General features: G+C 58.2%; 21 protein-coding genes. 16 read left to right on the top strand and 5 right to left on the bottom strand.

Annotated features, from left to right (window positions below; genetic code table 11):
• Positions 1-112: 112 nt before the first annotated feature.
• Positions 113-1,576, bottom strand: coding sequence for an IMP dehydrogenase (guaB, locus tag HZB23_04130; protein ID MBI5843841.1), 1,464 nt, complete (start codon positions 1,574-1,576; stop codon positions 113-115).
• Between the two features lie 252 nt (positions 1,577-1,828).
• On the opposite strand from guaB, the gene HZB23_04125 reads away from it, so the two are divergent.
• The 5 genes from HZB23_04125 (at position 1,829) to HZB23_04105 (ending at position 10,239) form a co-directional block, all read left to right on the top strand.
• Complete coding sequence (locus HZB23_04125; protein ID MBI5843840.1) at positions 1,829-3,334, top strand: B12-binding domain-containing radical SAM protein; 1,506 nt, start codon at positions 1,829-1,831, stop codon at positions 3,332-3,334.
• A gap of 690 nt (positions 3,335-4,024) precedes the next feature.
• Positions 4,025-4,999 carry a peptidoglycan DD-metalloendopeptidase family protein gene (locus tag HZB23_04120; GenBank protein MBI5843839.1) on the top strand — a complete coding sequence of 325 codons (975 nt, stop codon included), beginning with the start codon at positions 4,025-4,027 and terminating at the stop codon, positions 4,997-4,999.
• Between the two features lie 403 nt (positions 5,000-5,402).
• Positions 5,403-7,928, top strand: coding sequence for a preprotein translocase subunit SecA (gene secA, locus HZB23_04115; GenBank protein MBI5843838.1), 2,526 nt, complete (start codon positions 5,403-5,405; stop codon positions 7,926-7,928).
• A gap of 193 nt (positions 7,929-8,121) precedes the next feature.
• Positions 8,122-9,312: a bifunctional glutamate N-acetyltransferase/amino-acid acetyltransferase ArgJ gene (argJ, locus tag HZB23_04110; protein MBI5843837.1), complete on the top strand. Its 1,191-nt coding sequence runs from the start codon at positions 8,122-8,124 to the stop codon at positions 9,310-9,312.
• A 186-nt stretch (positions 9,313-9,498) separates the two neighbouring features.
• Positions 9,499-10,239, top strand: a complete 741-nt coding sequence (locus HZB23_04105) for an rRNA pseudouridine synthase (protein ID MBI5843836.1) — start codon at positions 9,499-9,501, stop codon at positions 10,237-10,239.
• Positions 10,240-10,305: 66 nt separating this feature from the next.
• Here HZB23_04105 and HZB23_04100 read toward each other — a convergent pair whose 3' ends face one another.
• On the bottom strand, positions 10,306-12,735 hold the full coding sequence (locus HZB23_04100) for a cache domain-containing protein (GenBank protein ID MBI5843835.1): 2,430 nt from the start codon (positions 12,733-12,735) through the stop codon (positions 10,306-10,308).
• Positions 12,736-12,862: 127 nt separating this feature from the next.
• Here HZB23_04100 and HZB23_04095 point away from each other — a divergent pair, with 127 nt between their 5' ends.
• The 11 genes from HZB23_04095 (at position 12,863) to HZB23_04045 (ending at position 22,491) form a co-directional block, all read left to right on the top strand.
• The gene (locus HZB23_04095; protein ID MBI5843834.1) at positions 12,863-15,070 is read left to right on the top strand and encodes a tetratricopeptide repeat protein; all 2,208 of its coding nucleotides are present in this window, start codon (positions 12,863-12,865) and stop codon (positions 15,068-15,070) included.
• Between the two features lie 7 nt (positions 15,071-15,077).
• The gene (locus HZB23_04090; protein MBI5843833.1) at positions 15,078-16,400 is read left to right on the top strand and encodes a hypothetical protein; all 1,323 of its coding nucleotides are present in this window, start codon (positions 15,078-15,080) and stop codon (positions 16,398-16,400) included.
• A 22-nt stretch (positions 16,401-16,422) separates the two neighbouring features.
• Complete coding sequence (locus HZB23_04085) at positions 16,423-17,112, top strand: tetratricopeptide repeat protein (protein MBI5843832.1); 690 nt, start codon at positions 16,423-16,425, stop codon at positions 17,110-17,112.
• Between the two features lie 85 nt (positions 17,113-17,197).
• Positions 17,198-17,632 (top strand): 4Fe-4S dicluster domain-containing protein, encoded by a 435-nt coding sequence (locus tag HZB23_04080; GenBank protein ID MBI5843831.1) that lies wholly within the window; start codon positions 17,198-17,200, stop codon positions 17,630-17,632.
• The gene (gene mnmA / locus HZB23_04075; protein MBI5843830.1) at positions 17,629-18,705 is read left to right on the top strand and encodes a tRNA 2-thiouridine(34) synthase MnmA; all 1,077 of its coding nucleotides are present in this window, start codon (positions 17,629-17,631) and stop codon (positions 18,703-18,705) included. The genes HZB23_04080 and mnmA overlap by 4 nt, the downstream gene beginning before the upstream one ends.
• Positions 18,706-18,722: 17 nt before the next feature.
• Entirely contained in the window at positions 18,723-19,451 is a 729-nt protein-coding gene (locus HZB23_04070) for an enoyl-CoA hydratase (protein MBI5843829.1), read from the top strand.
• A 288-nt stretch (positions 19,452-19,739) separates the two neighbouring features.
• Positions 19,740-20,750, top strand: a complete 1,011-nt coding sequence (locus HZB23_04065) for a hypothetical protein (protein MBI5843828.1) — start codon at positions 19,740-19,742, stop codon at positions 20,748-20,750.
• A gap of 89 nt (positions 20,751-20,839) precedes the next feature.
• On the top strand, positions 20,840-21,478 hold the full coding sequence (locus tag HZB23_04060; GenBank protein ID MBI5843827.1) for an MBL fold metallo-hydrolase: 639 nt from the start codon (positions 20,840-20,842) through the stop codon (positions 21,476-21,478).
• A gap of 117 nt (positions 21,479-21,595) precedes the next feature.
• A complete protein-coding gene (locus HZB23_04055; GenBank protein MBI5843826.1) occupies positions 21,596-21,838 on the top strand; it encodes a type II toxin-antitoxin system Phd/YefM family antitoxin in 243 nt (80 codons plus the stop codon).
• Complete coding sequence (locus HZB23_04050; protein ID MBI5843825.1) at positions 21,835-22,098, top strand: Txe/YoeB family addiction module toxin; 264 nt, start codon at positions 21,835-21,837, stop codon at positions 22,096-22,098. The genes HZB23_04055 and HZB23_04050 overlap by 4 nt, the downstream gene beginning before the upstream one ends.
• A 99-nt stretch (positions 22,099-22,197) precedes the next feature.
• The gene (locus HZB23_04045; GenBank protein ID MBI5843824.1) at positions 22,198-22,491 is read left to right on the top strand and encodes a hypothetical protein; all 294 of its coding nucleotides are present in this window, start codon (positions 22,198-22,200) and stop codon (positions 22,489-22,491) included.
• Positions 22,492-22,724: 233 nt separating this feature from the next.
• Here HZB23_04045 and HZB23_04040 read toward each other — a convergent pair whose 3' ends face one another.
• The 3 genes from HZB23_04040 to HZB23_04030 form a co-directional block, all read right to left on the bottom strand.
• Positions 22,725-23,150, bottom strand: a complete 426-nt coding sequence (locus HZB23_04040; protein MBI5843823.1) for a DUF4234 domain-containing protein — start codon at positions 23,148-23,150, stop codon at positions 22,725-22,727.
• 138 nt (positions 23,151-23,288) lie between these two features.
• Entirely contained in the window at positions 23,289-24,362 is a 1,074-nt protein-coding gene (locus HZB23_04035; protein ID MBI5843822.1) for a hypothetical protein, read from the bottom strand.
• Positions 24,363-24,365: 3 nt separating this feature from the next.
• On the bottom strand, positions 24,366-25,022 hold the full coding sequence (locus tag HZB23_04030; GenBank protein MBI5843821.1) for a TetR family transcriptional regulator: 657 nt from the start codon (positions 25,020-25,022) through the stop codon (positions 24,366-24,368).
• Between the last annotated feature and the right edge of the window lie 110 nt (positions 25,023-25,132).

Raw genomic sequence — 25,132 nt, 5'->3', positions numbered from 1 at the left:
CGATGAAGTGCAAGGAAAACGAGCCGGGCGCGGGCGTAAGCGTATCGAGTATACGTGCGCACCGCGCCCGGCGAAGTTTGACACAGCAATTCGCGCTTGTAGACGACCTTCCCTATTCTAAGCGGTAGTTCGGAGCTTCTTTGGTGATGATGACATCGTGCACATGGCTCTCCTTCAGGCCCGACGCCGTGATCTTAATGAAGCGCGCCCTTTCCCGAAGCTCGTCTATGGTGCGGCAGCCTGCGTAGCCCATGCCGGATTTCAGGCCGCCCACAAGCTGGTGGATGTTGCCGGTAAGGCTTCCCCGATAGGGAACCCGGCCCACTATGCCTTCGGGCACCAGCTTGTCCTCCTCCGCCGTGTCCTGTTGGTGGTAGCGGTCCCGGCTGCCCTGCTTCATGGCCTCCAGGGAGCCCATGCCGCGATAGACCTTGTAGGAGCGGCCCTGAAAGATGATCATCTCGCCGGGGCTTTCCTCGGTTCCGGCAAAGAGGCCGCCTATCATAACGCAGTTCGCGCCCGCGCCGATGGCCTTGGTGACGTCGCCCGAATACTTGATTCCGCCGTCCGCTATAAGGGGCACCCCGTGGCTGTCGCAGGCCTCCCGGCAGTTCATGATGGCGGTGACCTGGGGGACGCCCGCCCCAGCCACTATGCGGGTGGTGCAGATGGAGCCGGGCCCGATGCCCACCTTGACTCCCGCCACCCCCGCCCTGATGAGGGCTTCCGCGCCATCCCCGGTGGCTACGTTTCCGGCGATGACCTCCATGCCGGGATGATTCGCCTTTAAGGTGCGCACCGCGTCCAGCACGTTTTTGGTGTGCCCGTGGGATGTGTCGATGAGAAGGATGTCCACGTCCGCCGCCACCAGGGCCGCCGCGCGCTCCTCCATGTCCGGCCCCACGCCCACCGCAGCCCCGGCCCGAAGGCGTCCACGGGCGTCCTTGCAGGAGTTGGGGTATTTTTTGATCTTTTCGATGTCCTTTATGGTGATGAGACCCACAAGGCCGCCCTTCGCGTTCACCACCAGCAGTTTTTCTATGCGGTGCTCGTGCAGAAGCTCCTTGGCGCTTTCAAGTGTGGTGCCTTCGGGCACCGTGACCAGCTTGTCCTTGGTCATGATCTCCGAGACCCGCTTGTCCATCCTGGTCTCGAAACGAAGGTCCCGGTTGGTCACTATGCCCACGAGCTTCTCGCCCCTGGTCACCGGAACACCCGATATGCGGTAGCGCTCCATGAGGGCCAGCACCTCTTCCACGGTCTGGTCCGGGTCAATGGTGACCGGGTCCACTATCATGCCGCTCTCGGACTTTTTGACCTTGTCCAGCTCCAGTATCTGGTTCGCTATGCTCATGTTCCTGTGGATGAAGCCCAGGCCCCCTTCCCTTGCCAAGCTTATGCAGGTCTGGCTTTCGGTGACGGTGTCCATGGCCGCCGACACGATGGGGATGTTCAAGGCGATTTCGCGGGAAAGGCGGGTTTTCACTTCAACGTCCTTCGGGACGACGTCGGAATAGGCCGGCAGGATAAGCACATCGTCAAATGAAAAGGCTTCCGCCGGTATAATAGGATTCATGGGGGCCTCCGGGGGTGTGTTGTTCAGATAAAAGCTCTCGCGGTCAAAAGAAATCAGATACCAAATATGGCCTTTGAAGGCAATCCCTTAAGTTTTTTAACCGTGTTCCAATATTTCCGGCGTGTAAAACAAATGTAAAAACAGGCAGATAGGCTGTACAAAAAAATTTTTGGGTATAAATTATAATAAACCGGGCGGTGAACAATCTGGTGTGTTTTTTCCGCAATACCTCCAAAATGAAGGACAACGCCCATGAAACCCCGTCGCATTCTCCTCGTCTATCCCGAAGCCCCCCGCGAAACCTACTGGAGCTTCAAGTACGCCCTTTCCTTCATCCACAAAAAAAGCGCCATGCCGCCCCTGGGCCTTGTCACCATCGCATCCTACATTCCCGACACTTACGACGTCCGCCTCGTGGACGAAAATATCGAAAAACTTTCGGACAAGCTCCTTTCCTGGGCCGACATGGTTTTCGTCTCGGCCATGATAGTTCAGAAGGACTCCTTCAAAAAGGTGGTGGCCCGCGCCAAAGCCGCCGGAAAAACCGTGGTGGCGGGCGGCCCCTATCCCAGCGGAAGCCGTGAAGAGATCACGGGGGTCGACCACTTCATTCTGGGCGAGGCCGAGGAAATCCTTCCTGTGTTTTTCAGGGACCTTGAAAAAGGCGAGGCCAAAACCGACTACAGGGCGGAAACAAAGCCCGATATGGCCACGGTGCGCATACCCCGGTTCGAGCTTCTGAAAATGAACAAGTACGCATCCATGTCCATACAGTATTCGCGGGGCTGCCCCTTTCACTGCGAGTTCTGCGACATCTGGAAGGTTTACGGCAACAGGCCGCGCTTAAAATCCGCCCACTCCATGCTGCTCGAAATGGAAAAGCTCTACAGCCTGGGATGGCGCGGCGCGGTTTTCATGGTGGACGACAATTTCATAGGCAACAAGGGCCGGGTGAAGGACGAGCTTCTGCCCGCCATGATCGAATGGCAGAAAATTCACCGCCACCCCTTCCGCTTTTTCACCGAGGCCAGCATAAACCTGGCAGAGGACGACGCGCTTCTTGCGGCCATGCGGGACGCGGCCTTCAACGAGGTCTTCATCGGCATAGAAACTCCATCGGCGGAGGGCCTCGCGGAAACCGGCAAGACCCAGAACTTAAAATGCGACATGCCCTCTGCGATAAAAAAAATCCAGTCCTACGGCATAGAGGTCATGGCCGGGTTCATTTTAGGCTTTGACTCGGACACCGAAGACATAGCCGAACGCCAGATAAAATTCATCCAGGAAACCGGCATAGCCCGCGCCATGGTGGGGCTTCTCACCGCCCTTCCCGGAACCGATCTTTTCAACAGGCTAAAGAGCGAGGGAAGGCTTCTCTCGGCCTCGGACGGCAACAACACGAGCTGCGAGGCGGCCAACTTCGTCACCCGCCAGGATGCCGTAAAACTCCGCGACGGCTACTGCAAGGTCTTGAACACCATCTACGACGTGAACCTCTCCAACTACTTCGAGCGCTGCAACAAGATTCTGGATAACATCGACACCAAGTCCCTGCCGCCAAGACAGATAAGGGCGGCGGAAATTCTCATGCTGGTGCGCTCCCTGGCCCGCCAGCCCTTCACCCCCTACGGGCTCTCGTACTTAAAGTTCATCGGGCGCAACATGAAGAATTTCGGGGTGTTCGGGGAGGCGGTGAAGTTCTCCATAGTAGGCCATCACCTTCACACCATCACCCGCCGCATGGTTCAGGCGTCCTGAAAGCGCGAACTGCTGTGTCAGCGCGGGCGGGCCGGGTCGTCACGTACATTTAGTACGCATCCTCCCCGGCCCGCCCACGCTTCCTTGCATTTCATCGCTTTCAGAACGCCTGGACGCGGTGACGAATAGGAAAAGCAAAAGCCGAAACAAAAGGAGAGCCTTGGGGTGGTTCCGCGCCAGGCGCGGGGCCACCCTTTTTTTCGCCTTGACAAGCAGAAATGCCGATGGTATCAAACCGGTAAATTTGGCTGACGGAACAGCACCCGTGAGCCATGCTTTTGGGCCAGACACACTGTTGATGCTTTTTAGACAACAAAATAAGGAGGTTACACCCCATAGGGTCTTTTTGATTTTAACTGGCGGCGCTTTCGGACCATCCTGCCGGGTTTTTTTGCCGGGATGGCCACGACCCTAAATCAATCTTCCGTTCCGTCGCCACAGCATAAAACCTCAGAATCGATCCAGGCTACGCGTTGTTGCAAGGCAGCGGCCCGGAAGGAAAAAACCTCCGGAATGAAAGTCCGGAGAGATTTTTCCCGCTTCCCGAAAGCCGGCGGAAAGAGACAATTCGCTCGTTATCCGCTGCGCAGAATTTCCCCCCACTTAAATGATCCATGTTTTTTTTCAACCGGGGGAAACCGTTTTCGGGACGTAGCCGCCTGAGGTTAAGGTTTACGAAAGGAGCGCGTAATGGACTCAAAGTTCACGCTCTATCTGTTCCACGGAAAGTCGCCTTATCCCCGTCGTTTATCCCTCTCCCCCAAGATTCTGGCCGCTGTCGCGGTTTTTCTTCTGGTCGCGGCGGTGTCCACAGGCTACCTTGTCCACGAGTATTCAAGGCTTAAGGACGCCAAGGAACAGGCCCGCGCCATGCAGGAGCTTCTGGCAAACCAGAAGGAGGCTCTAAAAGGCCAGAAAAGCACCATCCTTTCCCAGCAAAAGGAGTTGGTCGACCAGAGGGAGCAGATGGAATTCGTCGCCCGGCAGTTGAACGAGGTGCGCGACAACCTGGCCGATCTCAAGGAGTTCGAGAAGAAAATCCGAATCATAACCGACATCGACCGCAGGGTTGTCAACAAAAAGGGCCTTGGCGTGGGCGGCGGCTCAACCCGTGATTTCCCCTCCAGGCTCTCCCTGAACGTTAGCGAAAGCGGCGGATTCAAGGACGTGAACCAGATGGCGGGCGAACTCGCCTCGGTTTCCCTTGAGCAGGAGGCCCAGTTCGGCGCACTCCTGAAAAGGCTTGAGGACCAGCAGCGCGAACTAAACAACACGGTGCCCTCCATGTCGCCCGTCAACGGCGAGATTTCCTCGGTCTTCGGTTACCGCGTCTCCCCCTTTTCCAGCGGTTGGGAACTCCACAAGGGCATCGACATCAGCGCCCCCACCGGCACCCCCGTTGCGGCACCCGCCGCCGGAGTGGTCAGCTTCGCGGGCCGCAAGAGCGGATACGGCAACGCCATCATGATGGATCACGGGAAAAGCACCGAAACCCTCTACGGCCACCTTTCCGCCATCCTGGTCAGGGAGGGCTCCACGGTCAAAAAGGGGGACATAATCGGCCTTGTGGGCAGCACCGGACAAAGCACCGGCCCCCATCTCCACTACGAGGTCCGCCTTAACGGCAACCCCGTCAATCCCGAAAAATACATGAGGGCCGCCTGAACCGGTAATCCGTTTTTGTGAGGTGAACACTGGCCATTCGACCAGGAACCTCCCAACGCGAGGTTTTGCAGTCAATTTCATAATTGCCTTGAAAACTGCACGTGTTGAGCCTGGATAAAAACGATGAACACGGCTCGCGAGCGAGTGGCGAGGGAGCGTACCCGCCCAAGAAATCGCAGAGTTCTTGGGCTAAATCAGGATGTTCGTACGTGACCGAACTTGGCTTTGATGTGTGACACAGCGATTCGCGTTTTTATACGGGCGCACTTGAAAGGTATCCCCCGCTGCCTTATTATTGGGCCGGGGGATTTTTCTTGCGCCCCGCGCATCCTTCCTGCTATCTTTCCATGTTTTTTCATACCCCGGCCATGCCTCATCTTGCCAAGGAGTTTTCCCGGTGTCCATTCAAGAGTTTCTGAAAAAAATCTTCGGTACCAAAAACGACCGTGAAATCAGGCGCATCGGGCCTGTCGTCGATGCTGTCAACGAGCTTGAGCAAAAATACAAAAACATGGACGACGAAAGGCTCGCCGCCCAGACACAGATCCTTAAGGAGCGTCTTTCAAAGGGCGAAACCCTGGAGGACATCCTGCCGGACGCCTTCGCGGTGGTGAGGGAGGCTTCCCGCCGGGTCCTCAACATGCGCCATTTCGACGTTCAGATCATAGGCGGCGTGGTGCTGCACGAGGGCAAGATCGCGGAAATGAAAACCGGCGAGGGCAAGACCCTGGTGGCCACCCTGCCCGCCTACCTCAACGCCCTTTCGGGACGGGGCGTTCACGTGGTCACGGTGAACGATTACCTGGCAAAACGCGACACCGGGTGGATGGGCCAGATATACCGCTTCCTGGGCCTCACCGTGGGCACCATCGTTCACGGCCTGGACGATGAGGAACGCCGGGCGGCCTACAACTGTGACATTACCTACGGAACCAACAACGAGTACGGTTTCGACTATCTGCGCGACAACATGAAGTACACCAGGGGCGAGTTCGTGCAGCGCGACCACCATTTCGCCATAGTGGACGAGGTGGACTCCATCCTCATCGACGAGGCCAGGACGCCCCTAATAATTTCCGGGCCTGCGGAAAAATCCACCGAGCTTTACTACAAGGTGGACTTAATCATTCCCATGCTGAAAAAGGAAGCCGACTACGTCATGGACGAAAAGGCCCGCTCGGTGAACCTCACCGAGGACGGCGTGGCCAAGGCGGAAAAAATGCTTTCGGTGGAAAACCTTTTCGACGCCCGCAACATAGAGATTCTCCATCACGTCAATCAGGCCTTGAAGGCCCACACCCTTTTCAGGCGGGACGTCGACTACATCGTAAAGGACGGCGAAGTCATAATAGTCGACGAGTTCACGGGCCGCACCATGCCGGGCAGGCGCTACAGCGAGGGGCTCCACCAGGCGCTGGAGGCCAAGGAGCACGTGAAAATAGAAAACGAAAACCAGACGCTGGCCTCCATCACGTTCCAGAACTATTTCCGCATGTATGAAAAACTTGCGGGCATGACCGGAACCGCCGACACCGAGGCCGCCGAATTCAAGAAAATCTACAACCTGGACGTCATGGTGATCCCCACCAACCAGCCCATGGTGCGAATCGACCACCCGGACATGATCTTCCGCACCCAGAAGGAAAAATACGCGGCTGTGGTGGAGGAGATCATCGATCTCCACAAGCGGGGCCAGCCGGTCCTGGTGGGCACCATCTCCATAGACAACTCCGAGAAGGTGAGCCTCATGCTCTCCCGCAAGGGGGTTCCCCACACGGTGCTGAACGCCAAGCAACACGAAAAGGAAGCCGAAATCGTGGCGGGCGCGGGCCAGAAGGGGCAGGTCACCATCTCCACCAACATGGCCGGGCGCGGAACGGACATCGTCCTGGGCGAGGGCGTGGTGGGGCTTGGGGGCCTGCACATCCTGGGCACCGAGCGCCACGAGAGCCGACGCATAGACAACCAGTTGCGGGGCCGTTCGGGCCGCCAGGGCGACCCTGGAAGCAGCCGGTTCTATCTTTCACTGGAAGACGACCTTCTGCGCATCTTCGGGGGCGAGCGCATAGGCGGCATAATGGGCCGCCTTGGGCTTCAGGAGGGCGAGCCCATAGAGCACGGAATGGTGAGCAGGGCCATAGAGGGCGCTCAGCGCAAGGTTGAAGCCCACAACTTCGACATACGCAAGCAGCTCATCGAATACGACGACGTGATGAACCAGCAGCGGGAGGTGATCTACCGCCAGCGCCGGGAAATACTCTCCGGCGGGGAGCTTAGGGAATCGGTCCTTGAGATGATCTCCGAACGGGCCGAAATCATTGTCCAGACCTATGCCGATGACCGCACCCTGCCGGAGGAATGGAACTGGGCGAGCTTAGGCGAGGAAGTCTTCTCCCAGTTCGGCATAAGGCTCAACGTGGACGACAAGGCAAGGGCCGAGATGAACGCCAACAGGCTCCTGGCCGTATTGGAAGAGGAAACCACGAGTCTCTACGCGGAAAAGGAACAGGCCTTCGGCTCGGACTGGATGCGGCGGGTTGAGGAATACATAATGCTTCAGGTGGTGGACAACCTCTGGAAGGACCACCTTCTTTCCATGGATCACCTGAAAGAGGGAATAGGGCTTCGGGGCTACGCCCAGCAGAACCCGCTCATAGAGTACAAGAAGGAAGGCTACGAGATGTTCATGGACCTCATATCCCGCATAAAGCAGGATACCGTGGCCATGCTCTTCCGGGCCATGCCCGCCGAGGCCGCACAGGAGGCCGAGCTTCCCGTCGAGCGGCCAAGGGAAAGGCAGGTGTCCTTTTCCCACGGCTCTTCCGGTGAAAGCAGGAAACCCCAGCAGCGATCCGCCGCCAAGGTGGGACGAAACGACCCCTGCCCCTGCGGGAGTGGGAAGAAGTACAAGAAATGCTGCGGCGCTTAGAAGCCTGTCCAAAAACGCGAATCGGACAGACCGTCCAAAAACGCGATCCGCTGTGTTGCGCATCGCCTCCCGGCTCGGTCACGTACAAAAGCGTACGCTCCCTCGCCGCTCGCTCGCGCGCCTTGCGGCTCATCGTTTTTATCCGGTCTGTCATTCCGGCCGGAACAGGAATTATCGGAAAGGTTAATCGGCCATGAGCCATACAGATATTGAACTTGCCTGTCCCGGTTTCAAGGCCGCATCGGTGGCGGCGGGCCTCAAGAAGACAGGGGCGGATGACCTGGGGCTGATCTTCTCCGAAACCGAGGCCGCCGTGGCCGGGGTTTTCACCAGAAACCTCGTGAAAGCCGCTCCTGTGGTGCTGGATCAGTTGCACCTTAAAAGCGGCGTCTGCCGGGCCATAGTGGCCAATTCCGGCTGCGCCAACTGTTCTGCGGGTGAGGAAGGCATGAGGGCCGCGCTCCAAACCGTGCGCCTTGCTTCCGTTGCGCTTCACATCCCCGAAACACAGGTGATGGTGGCGTCAACCGGAGTAATCGGAAAGGCCCTGCCCGTCGAAAAAGTGGGCGAGGCCTTTCCGGGTCTTGTCAAAAATCTTGATCCTATGGGCCTTGACGCCTTTTCCAGGGCCATCATGACCACGGACAAGGCCCCGAAAACAGCTGCGCGCAGGGTAAAGGTTAAAGGCGGGGAATTCACCGTGACCGGCGTGGCCAAGGGCGCGGGCATGATAAGGCCCGACATGGCCACCATGCTGTGCTTTGTAATGACTGACATCAAGGCCTCCCAGGCGCAGCTCCAGGACGTTCTGAAAAAGGCCATTGACCAGTCCTTCAACTGCATCACGGTGGATGGCGACACCTCCACCAACGACACTGTGCTGCTTCTCGCCAACGGCGTTTCGGGAATTGATGTTTCCGAATGCGTCGACGAGTTCCAGGAAGCCGTGAACCAGGTGACCCTGGCCCTTGCCAAAATGATGGCGGGAGACGGCGAAGGGGCCACCAAACTCTTTGCCGTGAAGGTTGTCGGGGCGGAATCCGACGAGGCGGCCCGCAAGGTGGCCGACACCATCGCCCATTCCCAGCTCGTGAAAACCGCCGTTTTCGGGGCTGACGCCAACTGGGGCCGGATAGTGGCCGCAGCCGGGCGGGCCGGTGTGCCCCTTGACCCTGACCGGATGGACGTCAGCTTCGACGAGGCCCAACTGGTGAAAAACGGCCTGTGGTGCGGCGAGGAAGCCGAGAAGGCCGCAACCGCCGTAATGAAAAAGGACGAATTCGACATCACGGTGAACCTCAACATGGGACCAGGAAAATCCCTGGTTTACACCTGCGACCTCACCTTTGACTATGTACGCATAAACGCCGACTACAGATCGTAAAATCCTGGATAAAAACGCGAACTGCGGCGTCAGAGCAAAGCGGGCGGGTCGTCATGTACGAAAAGTACTATTCCTTCCCGCCCGCTTCACTCTTCCTGGCATTTCATCGTTTTTATCCAGGATTTACGCCCGCTGTTTAATGGAGTTACGATTAGCCGCCAAATAGTCTAAAAGGCCCCGAATAAAATGCCCACCATGCGTCTTCACAAGTTCCTGGCCGTCTGCGGCGTGTGCTCCCGCCGCAGGGCCGAGGAATACATCCTGGCGGGACGGGTTTCCGTAAACGGCCAAAAGGTGAGGATTATGGGAAGCTCGGTGGACCCGGAAACGGATGCCGTGCTCTTTGACGGAACCCCCCTGGAGGAACCCAGAAGCCACGTGACCATAGCACTTCACAAGCCCAAGGGCTACGTCACGAGCTGCCGCCATCCCGGGGATAAAATAGTGCTCGATCTCATTGAAATCGACCGGAGGGTTTACCCAATAGGCCGCCTGGACAAGGACTCCACGGGCCTGGTTCTTCTCACCGACGACGGCCAGCTTCACCTGGCCCTTTCCCACCCGTCCTTTGACCACGAAAAGGAATACCGGGTGCGGGTGCGAAGGCCAGCGCCCGACCGCGACCTGGAACGGCTGGCCCATGGCGTCGTGCTGGACGGGAAAAAGACCCGGCCCGCCTACATCGAGAGGGTTTCGGACAAGGAGTTCGTCATAATTTTGAAGGAAGGCCGCAACAGGCAGATAAGGCGGATGGTTCAAAGCGTGGAAAATGAGGTCACGAGCCTTCACAGGCTAAGGGTCGGGCCGGTGGCGCTGGGGGAGCTTCCCGAAGGCCGCTGGCGCTATCTGACCGAGGATGAAAACAGGGCCCTCAGGAAATCCGCCGCATCCCCCAGAAAAACCGCCCCGCCCCCCCAAGCCCCATAAATCGATGATGCCGGTAGTGAGCCGGAAACGGGTCAACCGCCCGGAGGCCCTTCAACGGGCCTGGCTTCATTGAAAGACGGGGGCGCTGGCGGATGTTTCATCGGCGGCCTCCACCCGGTTGCGCCCAAGGGACTTGGCCCTGTACATGGCGCTGTCTGCGGCGTTTATAAGCTCCTGGGGTTCTTCGCCGTGTTCGGGATAAACCGCCACCCCGGCCGAGATGGTGACGGACTTGGAGGGATCGGGGCTCGCCTTTGCAAGCTGCTCGAAGGCCGTGACCCGGAGGGCGTCGGCCCGCTCGCGGGTGGCGTCCAGGGTGGCGCCCGGAAGTATTAGCAGAAACTCCTCCCCGCCGTAACGGCAGGCCACGTCGCCGCCCCGCACGCCCTGGACGAGAATGTCCCCCAGAGCCTTCAAAAGCCTGTCCCCCGCCTCGTGGCCGAAGGAATCGTTGTAGTTCTTGAAATGGTCCACATCCATCATCACCACACCCACGGGGTTTCCGGTCCTGGCTGCGTCGGATAATTCCCGCAACAGAGACTCCTCCATGTACCTGCGGTTGAAAAGCCCGGTTAACGGATCGCGCACCGAAAGGTCCTGAAGGCGCTCCCTGAGCCTCAAATTGATCAGGGACAGGGAAAGGTGGTCGGCCACCGCCGTGGCAAGGCTCAGGCGGCTCTGGGCCATGCGGATTTTCTGCCCCGGGGCAAGTTCCTGGTCCGGCGTGGGGAAAAGTACGTGGAAAATGCCCAAAACCTCGCCCTGGCCCACCAGGGGGGCGCACAGGGACCCGTACCCCGGCTGCTGCAACACGTGGGTTCCGCCCAGGCTCTCCATGACGTTTTCCGCCATCTGAATCTTTCCCCGTCGGATGGCCCAGCATTCCTCGCGCCCGAACATGTCCATGGATGAGCCGTGCTTTCCCCAGACCGACATGGGGGCCAGAACCGTCTTTTCGTCGTTGAAAAGAAACAGGGCCCCACTGCTTTCGGGAAAAAGGCTGGCCGCCGCCTCGCTGGCCACGGCAAAAGCCTCTTCGGGAAAATGGCAGGCAAGGAGCATGTCCGAAAACTCGTTCAAAACCCCCATTTCCCTGTTGCGCTGCTCAAGCTCGGTGATCCACTGGGTGAGCTTCTCGTTCGCCCTTTTAAGCTCGTCTTCGGTGGTGCCGCGCCGCTCCACCTCATCCTTGAGCACCGCGTTTTTCTCGTCCAGCTCAAAGGTGCGGCAGCGGACGTTTTCATCGAGCTTTTCGATGTTTTCCTTGAGACGCCTCACCATGCTGTTGAAGGTGGAGGCCAGCATGGCCAGCTCGTCCTCCCCCTCCACCATGGCCTGGGCCGAAAGGTCGCCTTCCTCCACCCGGCGCGCGGTTTCCCACAGGCGGCGAAGGGGTGAAAGAAACCTTCTGATGAAGAGGGTGGAGGCGATGACTGACAGGAGCACAAGCAGCGCGGTCATCCACAGGATGCGGTTGGTGAGGGCGACGGCTCCGGCCCTCATGTCCTCCACGTAGGCGGAGTTTACGATGTACCAGTCCAGGGGCTCGAAATGCCTTACCCAGGACACTTTCCCGTGGGTGTACGAGCCCTTGTCGAAGGGCCGGTCCCACTTGTAATCCAGGCGCTGCTCAGGGGTCCTGGCCGCCGCCATGAGGTCATCGGCCAGAACGTTTCCGGTTACCGGGTTCACCTGCTCCAGGGTCTGCTCGTTGCCGACCTCCGGCTCAGGGTCGATCACCATGCTCCGCCTTGAATCGAAAACGGTTATGTAGCCCGAATTGTTTATGGCCATGCTTTTTACGAGCCCGGCCAGATTTTCCAGGAGCGTGGCCCTGCGCGACTCGACCTCGCGTTTCACGTCGTCCACGTAGACTCCGGTTCCCAGAACCCACTGCCAGGGAGGATATTCCAGGGCGAAGGATATCTTTTCCACGGGCTCGGTTTCGCCCAGCCTTCTCCAGAAATAGGTGTAATATCCGCCCTGGGAGGTGTTCCGGGCGATGTCCACCAGAGGCGGCACCACCGGCTTTCCATGGGCGTCCTTTACCCTGGAGAAATCGCGGCCCAGGATGTCCTGGTCGGGATGGGACAACATCAGGGACCTGTAATCGGACACCCAGAAATAATCGTTGTTGCCGTACCGGACGTTTCTGACGTAGGAAAGATAGGCTTTCTGGGCCGCGTCTTCGGTAAGGATGCCCTTTTGCGCCATTTCGTGATATTGCTTGATGACGCCTTCCTGAATCAGGGCAAGATTGCGAAGCTCGGCCTTCCGGGCCTCCAGAAGGGCCTCCTCGTGGGCCTTTATGGCGTAATGCTGGGATTCCACCAGGGAGGCGAAGTTGCTAAGCACATTCCTGGCCGCACGGGTTTCAAGCCTCGATGCGGCCTGGCTTATGAAAGGGGCGGATACCAGGTACAGGACAAGGGCGTACCCCAAAACAAGCAGAAGAAGAAGGCGGAATATCCGCCTGAAAAGCTGGGATGAAAACATGTCTCTTTTTCCCGGCCTAAGGTGCAGATACCCGGAAAACCAGTGGCGATAAGGCTGAAGAGTGTGGGATAATACCCCTTACCCCGCAAATGTTCAAGATGATTATTTTACATCAAAAGGCGTCAACGTGCCGGAACCCATTGTCAGACATAGAGCCGTAACCCGCTCCATAATGGCCGCCGCCATTCTGGCCACGGTATTCCTGGTTTATTCCGGCGTCTATACGGCCCCCTTCGTTTTTGACGACTATTCCGACATCGTCACCAACGAATCCATAAAAAAGCCCTGGCCGCCGGGCCGGATGATGTTCGCCAAACCTCCTTCGGGAACTGCGGGACGCCCGGTCGCAAACGTGAGCCTTGCCCTAAACCACGCCCTGACGGGCCTTAAGCCCCTTGCCTATCATCTTTTCGACGTGTCGTTTCACGCGGCCAGCGCCCTTTTGCTTTTCGCCCTGGTTGCGCATCTTTTGGGGGGACTTGAAAAGGCGCGGCCAGAAACAGCCCGACCCTGGCTGCAGGAGCCGGAAATCCCGGCCTTTTTCGCCGCCATCTCCTGGAGCGCGCACCCCCTGGCCACGTCCGCAGTGTCCCTGGCCTTTCATCGACCGGAGACCCTCTGCGCGTTTTTCTGCCTGGCAACTGTCTTTCTGTCCGTAAAAGGGTTCGGCTCGCCAAGGCCCCGGCCCTGGCACATCGCGGCCTCCGCCTCCTTCCTGCTGGCCGTTGGGTCCAAGGAGACTGCCGTTGCCGCGCCCTTCATGGTGCTGGCCCTTTGGATGGTTCTCTTTCAGGAAAAGGGGCTTTCGGCCTTTTTCAGGCAATACCGGACGCTCGCGGTCGGGTTCGCCGCCGGGCTCGCCGCGCTGGCCCTTTTGGTGGCCGCCAGCGGGGCCTGGGGCAGGGCCTCGGCAAAGAGCGAATTCACGGTCTTTCAGTACGCGGTGTCCCAGGGCCTGGTGATTTTTCGCTACCTGCGCCTTTTTCTCGTTCCCACGGGCCTTTGCGCCGACCGTGCCGACCTTCTGCCCCCGCTTTCCATAAGCCTTCCGGCTGCCGTCATGGTGGGGGCCGGAGCCCTGGCCGCCCTGGCCGCCCTGGTGAAAAGGCGACCCTTGGCCCTTGTTCCGGCCTGGTTTTTCCTTTTCCTCGCGCCTTCTTCATCCCTGGCGCCCCTAAACCGCCTCAGCGCCGAACACCGCATGTTGCTTCCCCTCATGGCCCTTTCCCTGGCCCTTGTCCTTGGAACCCGAAGGCTCTTTTCCGCCATTTTCCGGAAGCCCGGCTCGTCAGCCGCAATGATTCTCACCATACTTGCCCTTTCCGCCTGGACCGCCTTTCTTGCCGTCGGCTCCCATCAAAGAAACAGGGTGTATGAATCGAACGTCTCGTTCTGGAAGGACACCACGGAAAAATCGCCCGGAAACACGTCCGCCTGGGTGGGGCTGGGAGCGGCCCTCGCCATGGAAAAGCGCCCCGGCGAAGCGGAGGCCGCCTACCTAAGGGCGCTCAAACTGAATCCGCGCCTTGGCTCCGCCCACAACAACCTGGGCGCGCTCTATCTGGAAACCGGGAACCTGCCAAAGGCCGAGTTCCATTACGTGCGGCTCCTTGCCATTGACCCCAAAAACCCCCACGCCTTGAATGGCATAGGAAGGGTGCTGGCGGAAAACGGGCGCTTCGACGAGGCGCTCGGCGCTCTTTCAGCCGCAGTGGGCCTTCTTCCCGAAAACGCCTCCATGCGCTTCAACCTGGCCGATACCCTGTTCCGGGCCGGAAGGCAGGAAGAGGCCCTGGAAGCCTTCCGCCAGACCCTGAGCCTGGACCCCGGCCATGAGAAGGCCAACGTGTTTTACGGCGCGGCGCTCATCGCGGCGGGCCAAAAAAGGGAGGCGCTGGCCTTTCATCAGGAAGCGCTTGCCCGTTTTCCGGAAAACCCCCAGATGGCGTTCAACACTGGCCGTGCCTTTCTGGAAGCCGACCTGCCCGAAAAGGCCGAACCCCATTTCAAAAGGGCTGCCGGCCTTTTGCCCGGCTCCGCCGACGCGGAGGATTTCTGGGGGATGTCTCTGGGCCTTTCCGGACGGAGCGAAAGCGCCCTTTTGCATCACAGGCGGGCGCTGGCCATAGACCCGAATCATTTGTCGGCCAGGGTTCACCTTGCCGTGGTGCTGGCCGAAACCGGGCGGGCGGACGAGGCCCTGAAGGAACTGGCCCCGGCCCTGCAAAAAAATCCGGAGGACGCGGCCTTGAAGGAGATTATGGAATCGATTCAAAAAAAGCTCAAAAAGGATTCGTCCCTTACCGAAGCAGGCTCCGGGAATGTCAAAAGGTGAAATAGGCATGAAAAAGTGGGTAACCGGCCAAAATCTCATAAAGACAGGCTTTCTGATACTGGCCGTTCTGGCGCTGCTGGCCTACGCACGCGCCTTTGACGGCCCCTTTGTTTTCGATGACCGGCACAACGTTGAGGACAACCCCTCCATAACGAGCCTCTCGCCGCCCTGGAAGGCCCTGTGGGCCGAGCCCGGCATAGGGAACGCCGGACGCCCCCTGGTCAATTTCACCCTGGCCTTGAACTACGCCGCAGGCGGGCTTTCCCCAAGCGGCTACCGGCTGATGAACCTTCTCATCCACCTGTGTGCTGGATTCTTGTTCTTCCTTCTGGCCCGACGCACCCTGGCCCTTTCATACGGCGGCCCAAAGGTAACGGAGCCGGAGGGAATCCCGGAACAGACGGGCCGGGACAGCCTTACCCTCCTGGCCCTGGCCGCAACGGCCATATTCATCCTTCATCCCATGCAGACCGCAGCCGTCACCTATGTCACCCAGAGAAGCGAAAGCCTTGCGGCCTTGTTCCTTCTGCTATCGCTCCATCTTTCGATAAAGGGATGGGAAACGGGCCGGTCGCTTCGCTGGCACCTTCTTGCAATAGCCGCCATGTGCGCCGGGGCCGCCTCCAAGGAGACCATAGCCGCCGCCCCCCTGGTCATTCTCCTTTATGACCGCACCTTTGTTCACGGCTCTTTCGCCCGGAGCATCAAAAGCTCATGGATGCTCTACGGTGGCTTTCTGCTGGCCCTGTTTTTTTTGGGCCTTCTTGTGGCCACGGGCAAAACAGCGGCGGCGACGCCCCTTGCGCCCAACCTCACGCCTTTTCAGTACCTGGCTATCCAGGCAGTGGTGGTCTGGCATTACGTCAGACTCTTTTTCATTCCCCGTGGATTTTGCTTCGACTATTACGGCATGAGCCTTCCCCCGGCCTGGATGTCAATAACCGCCGCCCTGTTCTGGATTCCGGCCCTGGCCGCGACCCTGTTGGGCCTTAAACGGAAAAATCCCGCCGGGTTCTGGGGGGCCTGGTTCTTCGTGGTCCTGGCACCTTCCTCGTCGATTCTTCCCTTGAAGGACCTCGCCTTCGAGCACAGGATGTACCCTGCCCTGGCAGGCCTTTCGGTCCTTACGGTAATGGGGGCGGCGGCCATCTGTAACAAGGCGGCGGAAGGGCTCGCATCGAAGGCGAAACGCTTTCTGCCGGAAGCCCGGTCGGCCCTTTTCCTGGCTCTCTTCCTGGCGCTCTCGGCGGTTCTCGCCCTGGCCGCGCATCATCAGGGCGCGCAACAATCTGGGAGCAGCCCTGCGCGCCAGCTGCGACCCGAAGGGTGAGATCGCCCAGTACCGCGCAGCAGTGGCCCTCGAACCTGGCTACGTGGACGCTTCCCACAACCTGGCCAACGCCCTGACCCGTTCGGGCCTTTTGGATCAGGCCCTTGCCGAGTACAAGAGAACGCTGGCCCTTGCTCCAAAAGACTCCGATGCAATGAACGGCGTGGGAGTGGTCCTGGCCCTGATGGGAAAAAAGGAGGAGGCCATAGGCGAATACAGGAAGGCCGTTGCCCTTGATCCCAAAAACCTCATGGCCCTTGTGAACATGGGCAAGGCGTACATGGATACCGGACAGATAGAGGCAGCGGGACAAACCTACGCCCAGGCCGTAAAAATCGAGCCCCGGTTTTTCGCGGCCCAGGCCGGCCTGGGTGATTATCTTGCAAAAAAAGGGGACCTTCAAGGCGCCGCCGTATGTTATGAAAGTGCCCTGGCGATGAAGGACGGTTTTGCCGACGTCCAGTTCAAGCTGGCAGTCATCCTTTCCAAACTTGGCCGGGACGACAGGGCCATTGCGCACTACGCAAGGGCCCTGGAACTGGACCCCGGTTTTTTCGCGGCCCGCTACAACCTGGGAAACGCCTTTCTGCGGCTGGGGGAGGTAAAAGCCGCAGTGGAACAATTAAGGCGCGCCACGCAATTGCAGCCCAAAAACCAGGCGGCCCGGGAAAACCTCGATATCGCCCTGAAGTTATTGAACAGGCGACCTTGACAGGCAAAGCCGTCTCATTTAAGTTTCGATCTGGCCGACATGCCCGCTTAACGGGCTCACATCCCTTTCGGGAGGTTTCGTTCTCATGTATTCCAAGATGCTCATCTTGAAGTTTCCCAGAAATTCGGTCCAGGAGCCGGTTGTCTGCAACCTCGCCAAGAATTTCGATCTCACCTTCACGATTCTGAACGCCTCCATCTCCCCCCGCAAGGAGGGCCAGATGGTGCTCCAGCTAACCGGAAGCCGCCAGAACTTCGACCAGGGGGTTCTTTACCTCAAGGACCGGGGCATACTGGTTTCCAGCACGGGCGAACAGATAGGAAGAAACGACGACCGCTGCGTCCACTGCGGCACCTGTACGGCGGTGTGCCCCACAGGGGCCCTGTCCATCGAGCGGCCCTTGATGAGCGTTATCTTTGACCAGGAAAAATGCTCGGTCTGCAAGATGTGCGTCTCCGTGTGCCCCTACCACGCCATGGAGCTTCGACCCGCCGAAAACGGCGACTCCGACTCCGAATGAGCCACAGGGTCGCCATCGCCCTTTCGGGAGGGGTGGACTCGCTGGTTTCGGCCTCCATTCTTAAAGACGAGGGCCACGAGGTTTTCGGGGTCCACTTCATCACCAGGGGCGGAAAACCGCCTGACGTCGACATCGGCGAAGACGCTGAAATCGAGACAGCATCTTCCGTCATCAACGGCCCCCTTGGCAGGGCCGCAGAAACCCTTGGGATCGAGCTTTACGCCCTTGACCTCAAGGAGGCCTTCACCGAAAGCGTTGTGCGCCCTTTCGTTCTGGAATACGCAAGGGGCCGCACTCCCAACCCCTGCGTTGCCTGCAACCGGGATATCAAGTTCGGCGCACTCCTGGAAAAGGTCACGGAACTGGGGGCGACGCACCTCGCCACCGGCCACTACGCGGGAATCGTCGTGGATGCCCAAGGCCGCCCAAGCCTCGTTAAGGGCGCGGACGCCTCAAAGGACCAGTCCTACTTTCTGGCCATGGTGAAAAAACAGGCCCTTGGACATATCCTGTTCCCCCTCGCCCGGCTCACCAAGGATAAGGTGCGCGAAATGGCCCGTGCGCGCAGCCTTTCGGGAATCGTCAGGTCCGAAAGCCAGGACGTGTGCTTCGCCCCAGGCGGCGATTACCGGAAAATCCTGGCCGACTGGGGCATGGCGGGCGGCCCCGGCCCCATAACGGACGCCAAAGGCAGGGTTCTGGGAACCCATTCCGGGCTTTTTTCCTATACCGTGGGCCAGCGCCGGGGCATGGGGGTGGCCGCCGACCGCCCCCTTTACGTGCTGCGCCTGGAACCGGGCGAAAACCGCCTCGTGGTGGGTTACGAGGAAGAGGTTCCGGCCCTTTCCGCAACTGTTTCGCTCATCAACTGGATAGAGCCCGCGCCTTTGTCGCCCATAAGGGTTTTGGCCAGGGTCCGCTACCGCAGCCGCCCCTGCGGAGCGCTTCTGACCCCCACGGGCGAAACTAATGCGCGCCTTGATTTCGATCATCCCGTAAAAGCCTTAAGCCCCGGCCAGACAGCCGTTTTTTACAGCGGAGACGTCGTTCTGGGCGGAGGAATCATCGATTGAATCCGAAAGGAAGCATCATGGAAAATCCCGCAACCGTGCTTTATGAGATTGTCGAATCCACGGCGGTTCTCACATTAAACCGCCCGGAGCGCAGAAACGCCATAAGCCAGGACCTTCTTCAAAACCTCTACACCCTTCTAAAAAAGGCCGACGCCGACCCCGCAGTACGGGCCATAGTGCTCACCGGCGCGGGCGACTCCTTCTGTTCGGGCTTGGACCTTGCACGGCTTTCCACGGATAACCTCATGGACCCCCTGGGCGACGGCACGGACCTTTTAGACCTAGTGGCCGGGCTCACCAAGCCCCTTGTGGGGGCCGTGAACGGTCACGCCATAACGGGCGGCTTCGAGCTGGCCTTAAACTGCGATTTTCTGATCGCCTCCGAAAACGCCTCCTTTTGCGACAGCCACGCCAAGGTAGGCATCCATCCGGGATGGGGCATGACCCAGCTTCTGAGGCAGGCCGTGGGGGTTCGCATGGCCCGCCAGATGTCGCTAACGTGCAAATTCATCGACTCCCAAACGGCCCTTCGGGCGGGCCTTGTGAACGAGGTGGTTCCCCGCGAGGCGCTTCTGCCCCGTGTTCTCGAAATCTGCCGGGACATCGCCGCAACCAACGCTGAAATGAACGGGGTGGTCAGGAACCTCATCCGCAAGGGGGCGGCCCTCCCCTTCGGCGAGGCCATGGCCCTGGAAAAGGCCGGTTTCATGGAATTTCTGAAAAAGGCGGGGATGCTGAAATCTTAATAGCCCGTTGAAAAAGGCTGGATACGAAGCCTGGTTAAAAACGATGAAGTGCAAGGAGTGCGAAAAGCCAATGAGCAAGCGTACTTAATGTACGTGGCGGAATTGGCTTTGAAGCACGACACAGCAATTCGCGTTTTTAGACAGGCTGTTAAGGTGTGGCAAACCCCTTGCATCGGCTTAAGTTACGTTATAATGTGGGTCCACATTTATTAAATCGGAAGGCCCCTTTGGGGGCTTTAAAGTCGAAGCTCGTCCAAGAACCGCCGGGACATCGGGGAGACAAGCCAAATGGATGAATTAGAGTCCGCCATTGCCGGGGCCAACCTGGCGCGCTACACTCCGGGGCAGGTCAAAGGCCATTACGAGTCTTATTTCCTAAGGGCCAACCACCCCAAAAGGCCCCTGGCCTTCTGGATCCGCTACACCATCTTCACCCCGGACGGCGCACCTGACAAAGCCCTGGGCGAGATATGGGGCATGTATTTCAACGGCGAGACCGGCCAGCACGTGGCGGTGAAGGACGAGCATCAGCTCAGCCAGTGCTCCTTTTCAAAGGACGAGTTCCTTGTGACCATGCCGGGGGCCAAGCTGAACGCAGAAAAGCTCCGGGGCCGCGCCACCGCAGGCGCAAACATAATCGAGTGGAACCTTGGCTATACCGGAAGCGAGCCGCCCCTTTTCCTTCTGCCCCTAAACCTCTACAAGGGCGGCTTTCCAAAGGCGAAGGCCCTTGTGGGCAGGCCCTTCGCCTCCTTTTCCGGCATTCTTGCGGTAAACGGCAAGGAAATAGCGGTGAAAGACTGGATAGGAAGCCAGAACCACAACTGGGGCAGCAAGCACACCGATCTTTACGCCTGGGGCCAGGTGGCGGGCTTCGACAACGCGCCCCAGAGCTTTCTTGAAATCGGCACGGCGAGGCTCAAGTTCGGGCCGGTCTGGACGCCCAAGATCACCGTCATGGTGCTCCGGCACGAGGGCAAGACCTACGCCCTAAACTCCATCTGGCAGGGCCTCAAGGCCAACGGCTCCTTCGACTACTTCACCTGGAATTTCTCGTCAAAAACCAAGGACGTTGAAATCACGGGGATCATCAAGGCCGAACCAAAGGATTTCGTGGGTCTCAACTATTACAACCCGCCGGGCGGCGTCAAAAACTGCTTGAACTCCAAGATCGCCTCGTGCAGGCTGTGGATCACGAAAAAGGGCAGGACCGAGCCGGTGGAGCTTACCACCCAAAACCGCGCCGCCTTTGAAATACTGACGGATGACAAAAACCACGGGATACCCATTGCGGTCTGAAGAAGGATCGCGCCCTTTCGTTTTCTGACGGGCGGCCCCGGCGGGCCAGGAAATGCCGGGGCCGCCCGTTTTTGCGCGGAGAAAATGCAATGAGCCTTAACGTGAAGCAGTTCCTGGTGGGAAAGCTCGCGGTTTTCGCCTACGCGGTGTGGGACCCGGAAACGCGGGAATGCGTCTTGATCGACCCGGCATTCGAGACCGGAAACATACTGGCCTGGCTGGGCGAGGCCGACCTTGACCTCATGGGCATCATAAACACCCACGCCCACACCGACCACACTGCGGGAAACGCCGCCATAATAGCCGCCACCGGCGCGAAGCTCCTGATCCACAGGCTGGAGGCCAAAAGGCTTACGAGAGTCTGGAACAAAGCCGTTTCAAGAGTTCTGGGCGGAACCGGCTCGCCTCCTGCCGACCTTCTTCTGGAGGACGGCGACAGGATTCCTCTAGGAGAACATTTCCTTGAGGTCATCCACACCCCCGGCCACACGGGCGGAAGCATCTGCCTTCTTTCGGGCCGCCACCTTTTCACCGGCGACACCCTTTTCGTGGGCGGGGTGGGACGGACCGACCTTCCGGGCGGAAGCGAAAAAACCCTTGCCGCGTCCATAAAAAAGAGGCTTCTAATCCTTGACGATTCCACCGTGGTCTGGCCCGGCCATCACTACGGCGAAACCCCTTCATCAACCATAGGCAGGGAAAGAAAGGGGAATCCGTTTCTGGCCTGAGGCCACGCCGAAAGTCGGCTTTCTGACCAGGTATCCGTTGGAATGCGCACATAGGATTGACAAAACGTACGATATCGCGTACTGTGGAAGATGTCGTTGGGAAAGGAGAAAAAGTCCATGCAGACGATTACGGCCAGCAAGGCCCGGGCAAACCTCTACCGCCTGATGGACGAGGCCGCCCAGGGCCATGAACCCATAGTGATCACCGGCAAAAGAGCCAATGCCGTGCTGGTTTCCGAAGAGGACTGGCGGGCCGTGCAGGAAAACCTGTATCTGTTGTCGATTCCCGGCATGAGGGAATCCATCAGGGAAGGCCTGGCCACCCCCGTCGGCGAATGCTCAGAGGATCCCGGCTGGTGAAATGGCGAGTCGTTTTCACCAGGCAGGCCCAAAAGGACGCGAAAAACCTGTCGGCTGCCGGGCTTAAGCCAAACGCCGAAAGGCTCTTGGAAATTCTCGCCGAAAACCCCTTTCAGAACCCGCCCCCCTTTGAAAAGCTGTCGGGAGACCTGGCCGGAGCTTTTTCCCGGAGGATAAACCTGCAGCATCGACTGGTTTATCAAGTGATTGCCGATGAAAAGACCGTCAAGGTGCTAAGGATGTGGACCCACTACGAATAAGGTGAACGGAAAACCTGTCGCCTTCTACCGGACACTGTTTGGCATTGACGAATGTTCCTGTTATGCGTATATTGGGAACAACAATTATGGGGGTTCGTCATGCAAAAAACCAGAGTAAATATAAGCCTCGATAAAGACCTCGCCGAATTTGCAAAGGCTTTTGCCGCAGAAAACCGCCTGACCGTTGCCGACCTGTTCACTCAATATCTGCTCGGACTAAAACGACGCTCGGCAGAAAATGAGTCGAACGGAATTCTGGCCGACCCTGCTTTCAGGCAGGCATTGGAAGAAGTCAGGGCCAAACTGCGCGCAGGAAACATCGAGTGGAGCTCATACGGCGAGGTCTTCGGAAAAAGGAAGAAGCCGGAGCATGAAACATCAGAAGGGGCGTGACAAATTATATCGTTCTCTATTTCAAACGCAAGTAACTGTTGCAAGGCAGTAGAGAAGAAGGAGAAACCCCCGGTTGGGTGGTTCTGCACGAAGGGCAGGATCACCCGACATCGTGCTGCGCCGTAATTGTTGGGTGAACCCGGGCCTTCGGGCCGGAACCAACCTACCGGAGGTTGTTCCACCGACTCCACCTTCGGGCAGTTACTTGCACTTAAAATAGGAAACAATGTTGCCTACAATCTGTTTATCTTATATTGAAGATAGCAAATATGAAAAAAGAATACCGCCATTATCGAATAATATACTGGACGTCCAAGACGACACTCCTCCATTTCCATAAGCATGCCTCTTACTCTCATCGCGACTACAACTTGTATAACTAAGCTCAATATTAATGTGCTAAAAAAAATACAAACAAAAGCTATTGTGGCGTTTTCGGCTGATAATAAAGGAGTTGTCAACAGTATAAACGAATTTAGGATTACGTTCCGTTCAAGATCTAAAATTACTCCAAAAAACTGAAGCGATAGGAATAGCCATAACAGGCCAATTTTAAGTTGTTTCTTTGTATCCTGTAAATTTAAAGCCCCGGCTCGGAGCAGATACCAAACCGGCGCGTAAATTCCCAATGTAATCAAATCCAAGAACAACACCAGCAAAACCGGCGTTTTCTTTATGGAATACTCTTCAGGAGAAACTTTGTCCCCATTGGTCGCAGTCTTTTCCAGGATGTCGGCATCTCCGTCAGCCAGATTAAGAAACAGGCATCAAACTGATTTAATTGGAATACCGGTGCACTATTTGTGATCCGCCAATACCTTCGCGGCCCTTTCGCCGTGGAAGAAGGGCGTGAGGTGGAAGCGAAGGCGCTCTTCCAGAAGGCCGGTGGAAACCACCTTTTTCACGATGAGGGCGGCAAATTCCACCACTTCCTGAACCACCATCTCGCGGGTGACCCCTATGTCCTCCACCAGGAGGTCAACCTCCCGGTCGCCGTATTTTTCGAAGAAATAAGCCACCAGCTCATCCACAAGGGTCTCGAAATACGGGGTTTCCCGGAAATTGAGCCAGAACTCGTAACCCACAACAATGAGCTCGTCCAGGTCAGCCGGGTACAGGGCGCTGAAATGCTCGGCCAGGGTCTTTCCGCAGGCTTCCCTCCACGCCTCGTCGGAAATCTCCATCATGCGCTCTTCGCTGAGGAAGTTCAGGAGGAAACTCTCGCTCCTGGCCAGAATGAAATCGACGCGCTTTTCGATGAAATCGCGGAAGGTGTCCTCGATTGCGCTCCAAAGGCCCGGAAGAGCCATTTTGGCCGTTCCCCTGCCTATGCCCATGAGCAGGTTGAAACCCGGAATCTTCCTTGCGATGGGGATGTCCGAAACGGCGTATTCCTGGACCACCGTGATGATGGCGTCGCAGACCATGCGGGAATAGGCGGTGTTGTGAACCGCCCTGTGAATGACCCTTCGGCGCACGTTGTCCATGGTGGCCGCCTTTTCGGCGAACTGGTCATAGATGGCCTGGGGGAAGATGTCGTCCAGGGTGGTGGATTCGTTGATTTCGGACGAAATAACCTTGCGGGCCATTTCGCCCGCTATTTCGGGCACACCGCCCGCCGGGGTGAAGCCGATGACGATGCGGCGGATTATCCCCATGATCTGGTCCGCCGAAAGCACGTCCGAAAGGGTCACCTTGCTCATGGCCTCAAAGATGGAGTAAACCTCGCCCTTTACCAGTTTTTTGAAACCCGGCCCCTTAACGAGTTTCAGGAAGTATTTAATTTCCTCCTCAAGAAGGGCTTCCAGCAGATCCGGGACTTTTTTAACCTCAGCCACGGCCTTTTCGGTCTTTGTTTTCTTGGAAGCCACGCCCTACCCTCCCTTTTCCCAAACGCCCAAAAGCACCAGCTCCGACATGTTGACGGCCCGTTCCATGGCCTCGGCCCGCTTCTTTCCCGTGAGGACGTCCATTCCGCACGATACGGCAAGGGTCATGAGGGTTTCTGCGGCAAGGCGGCACTGCTGGCCCGAACAGGCCCCGGAGTCCCTGCCGAAGCGGACAAGCTCGTCGGTTAGGGAGTTGGTCAGGGAATCGGTGACCTTTGATATGGAGGCCCGCATGGCGCGTACGCTTCCGGTGCGTTCCTGGAAAAAAAGCCGGAGCAGGAGGGAATTCTGATCCAGGCAGTCTAAAAATGTCTCCACGAAGGGCTTCACGAGAGACGAAATCAGTACCGGACGCCCTGAGGGGTCCTTAGGGGGTTTTACCGGGGCTGCGCGGCGGGACTGGCGGAAACGGTCCATCCAGTCCAGGAGCTTCTGAGCCCCCTGTTCCGCAATGGCAAGCCCAAGCTCGTCCATTTCCCGGAAATGCCGGTAAAAGGAGGTGGGGGCGATGCCGGCCTTCCGGGCCACCGAGCGGAGGCTCAGGCTGGCGTAGCCCTGCTCCTCGGCGAGGTCCAGCGCGGCCTCGATAAGAGCCTGGCTGGTCTTTTCTTTTTGTTCCTTCTGGACTTCACGAAACGACATGGATTCCCCTGCCGCATGAGTTGCGTCGGTTTCATGGCGAAGGGGAAAATTTTTGGCCAAAAAAGGCCCGCTCTCTCCGCTCGCCGCTCTTATGGAAATCTTACCGTCCA

Source organism: Deltaproteobacteria bacterium (assembly GCA_016235345.1).
Classification (GTDB): Bacteria; Desulfobacterota; Desulfobacteria; order Desulfobacterales; family Desulfatibacillaceae; genus JACRLG01.
This window is presented reverse-complemented; position numbering and strand designations above follow the sequence as displayed.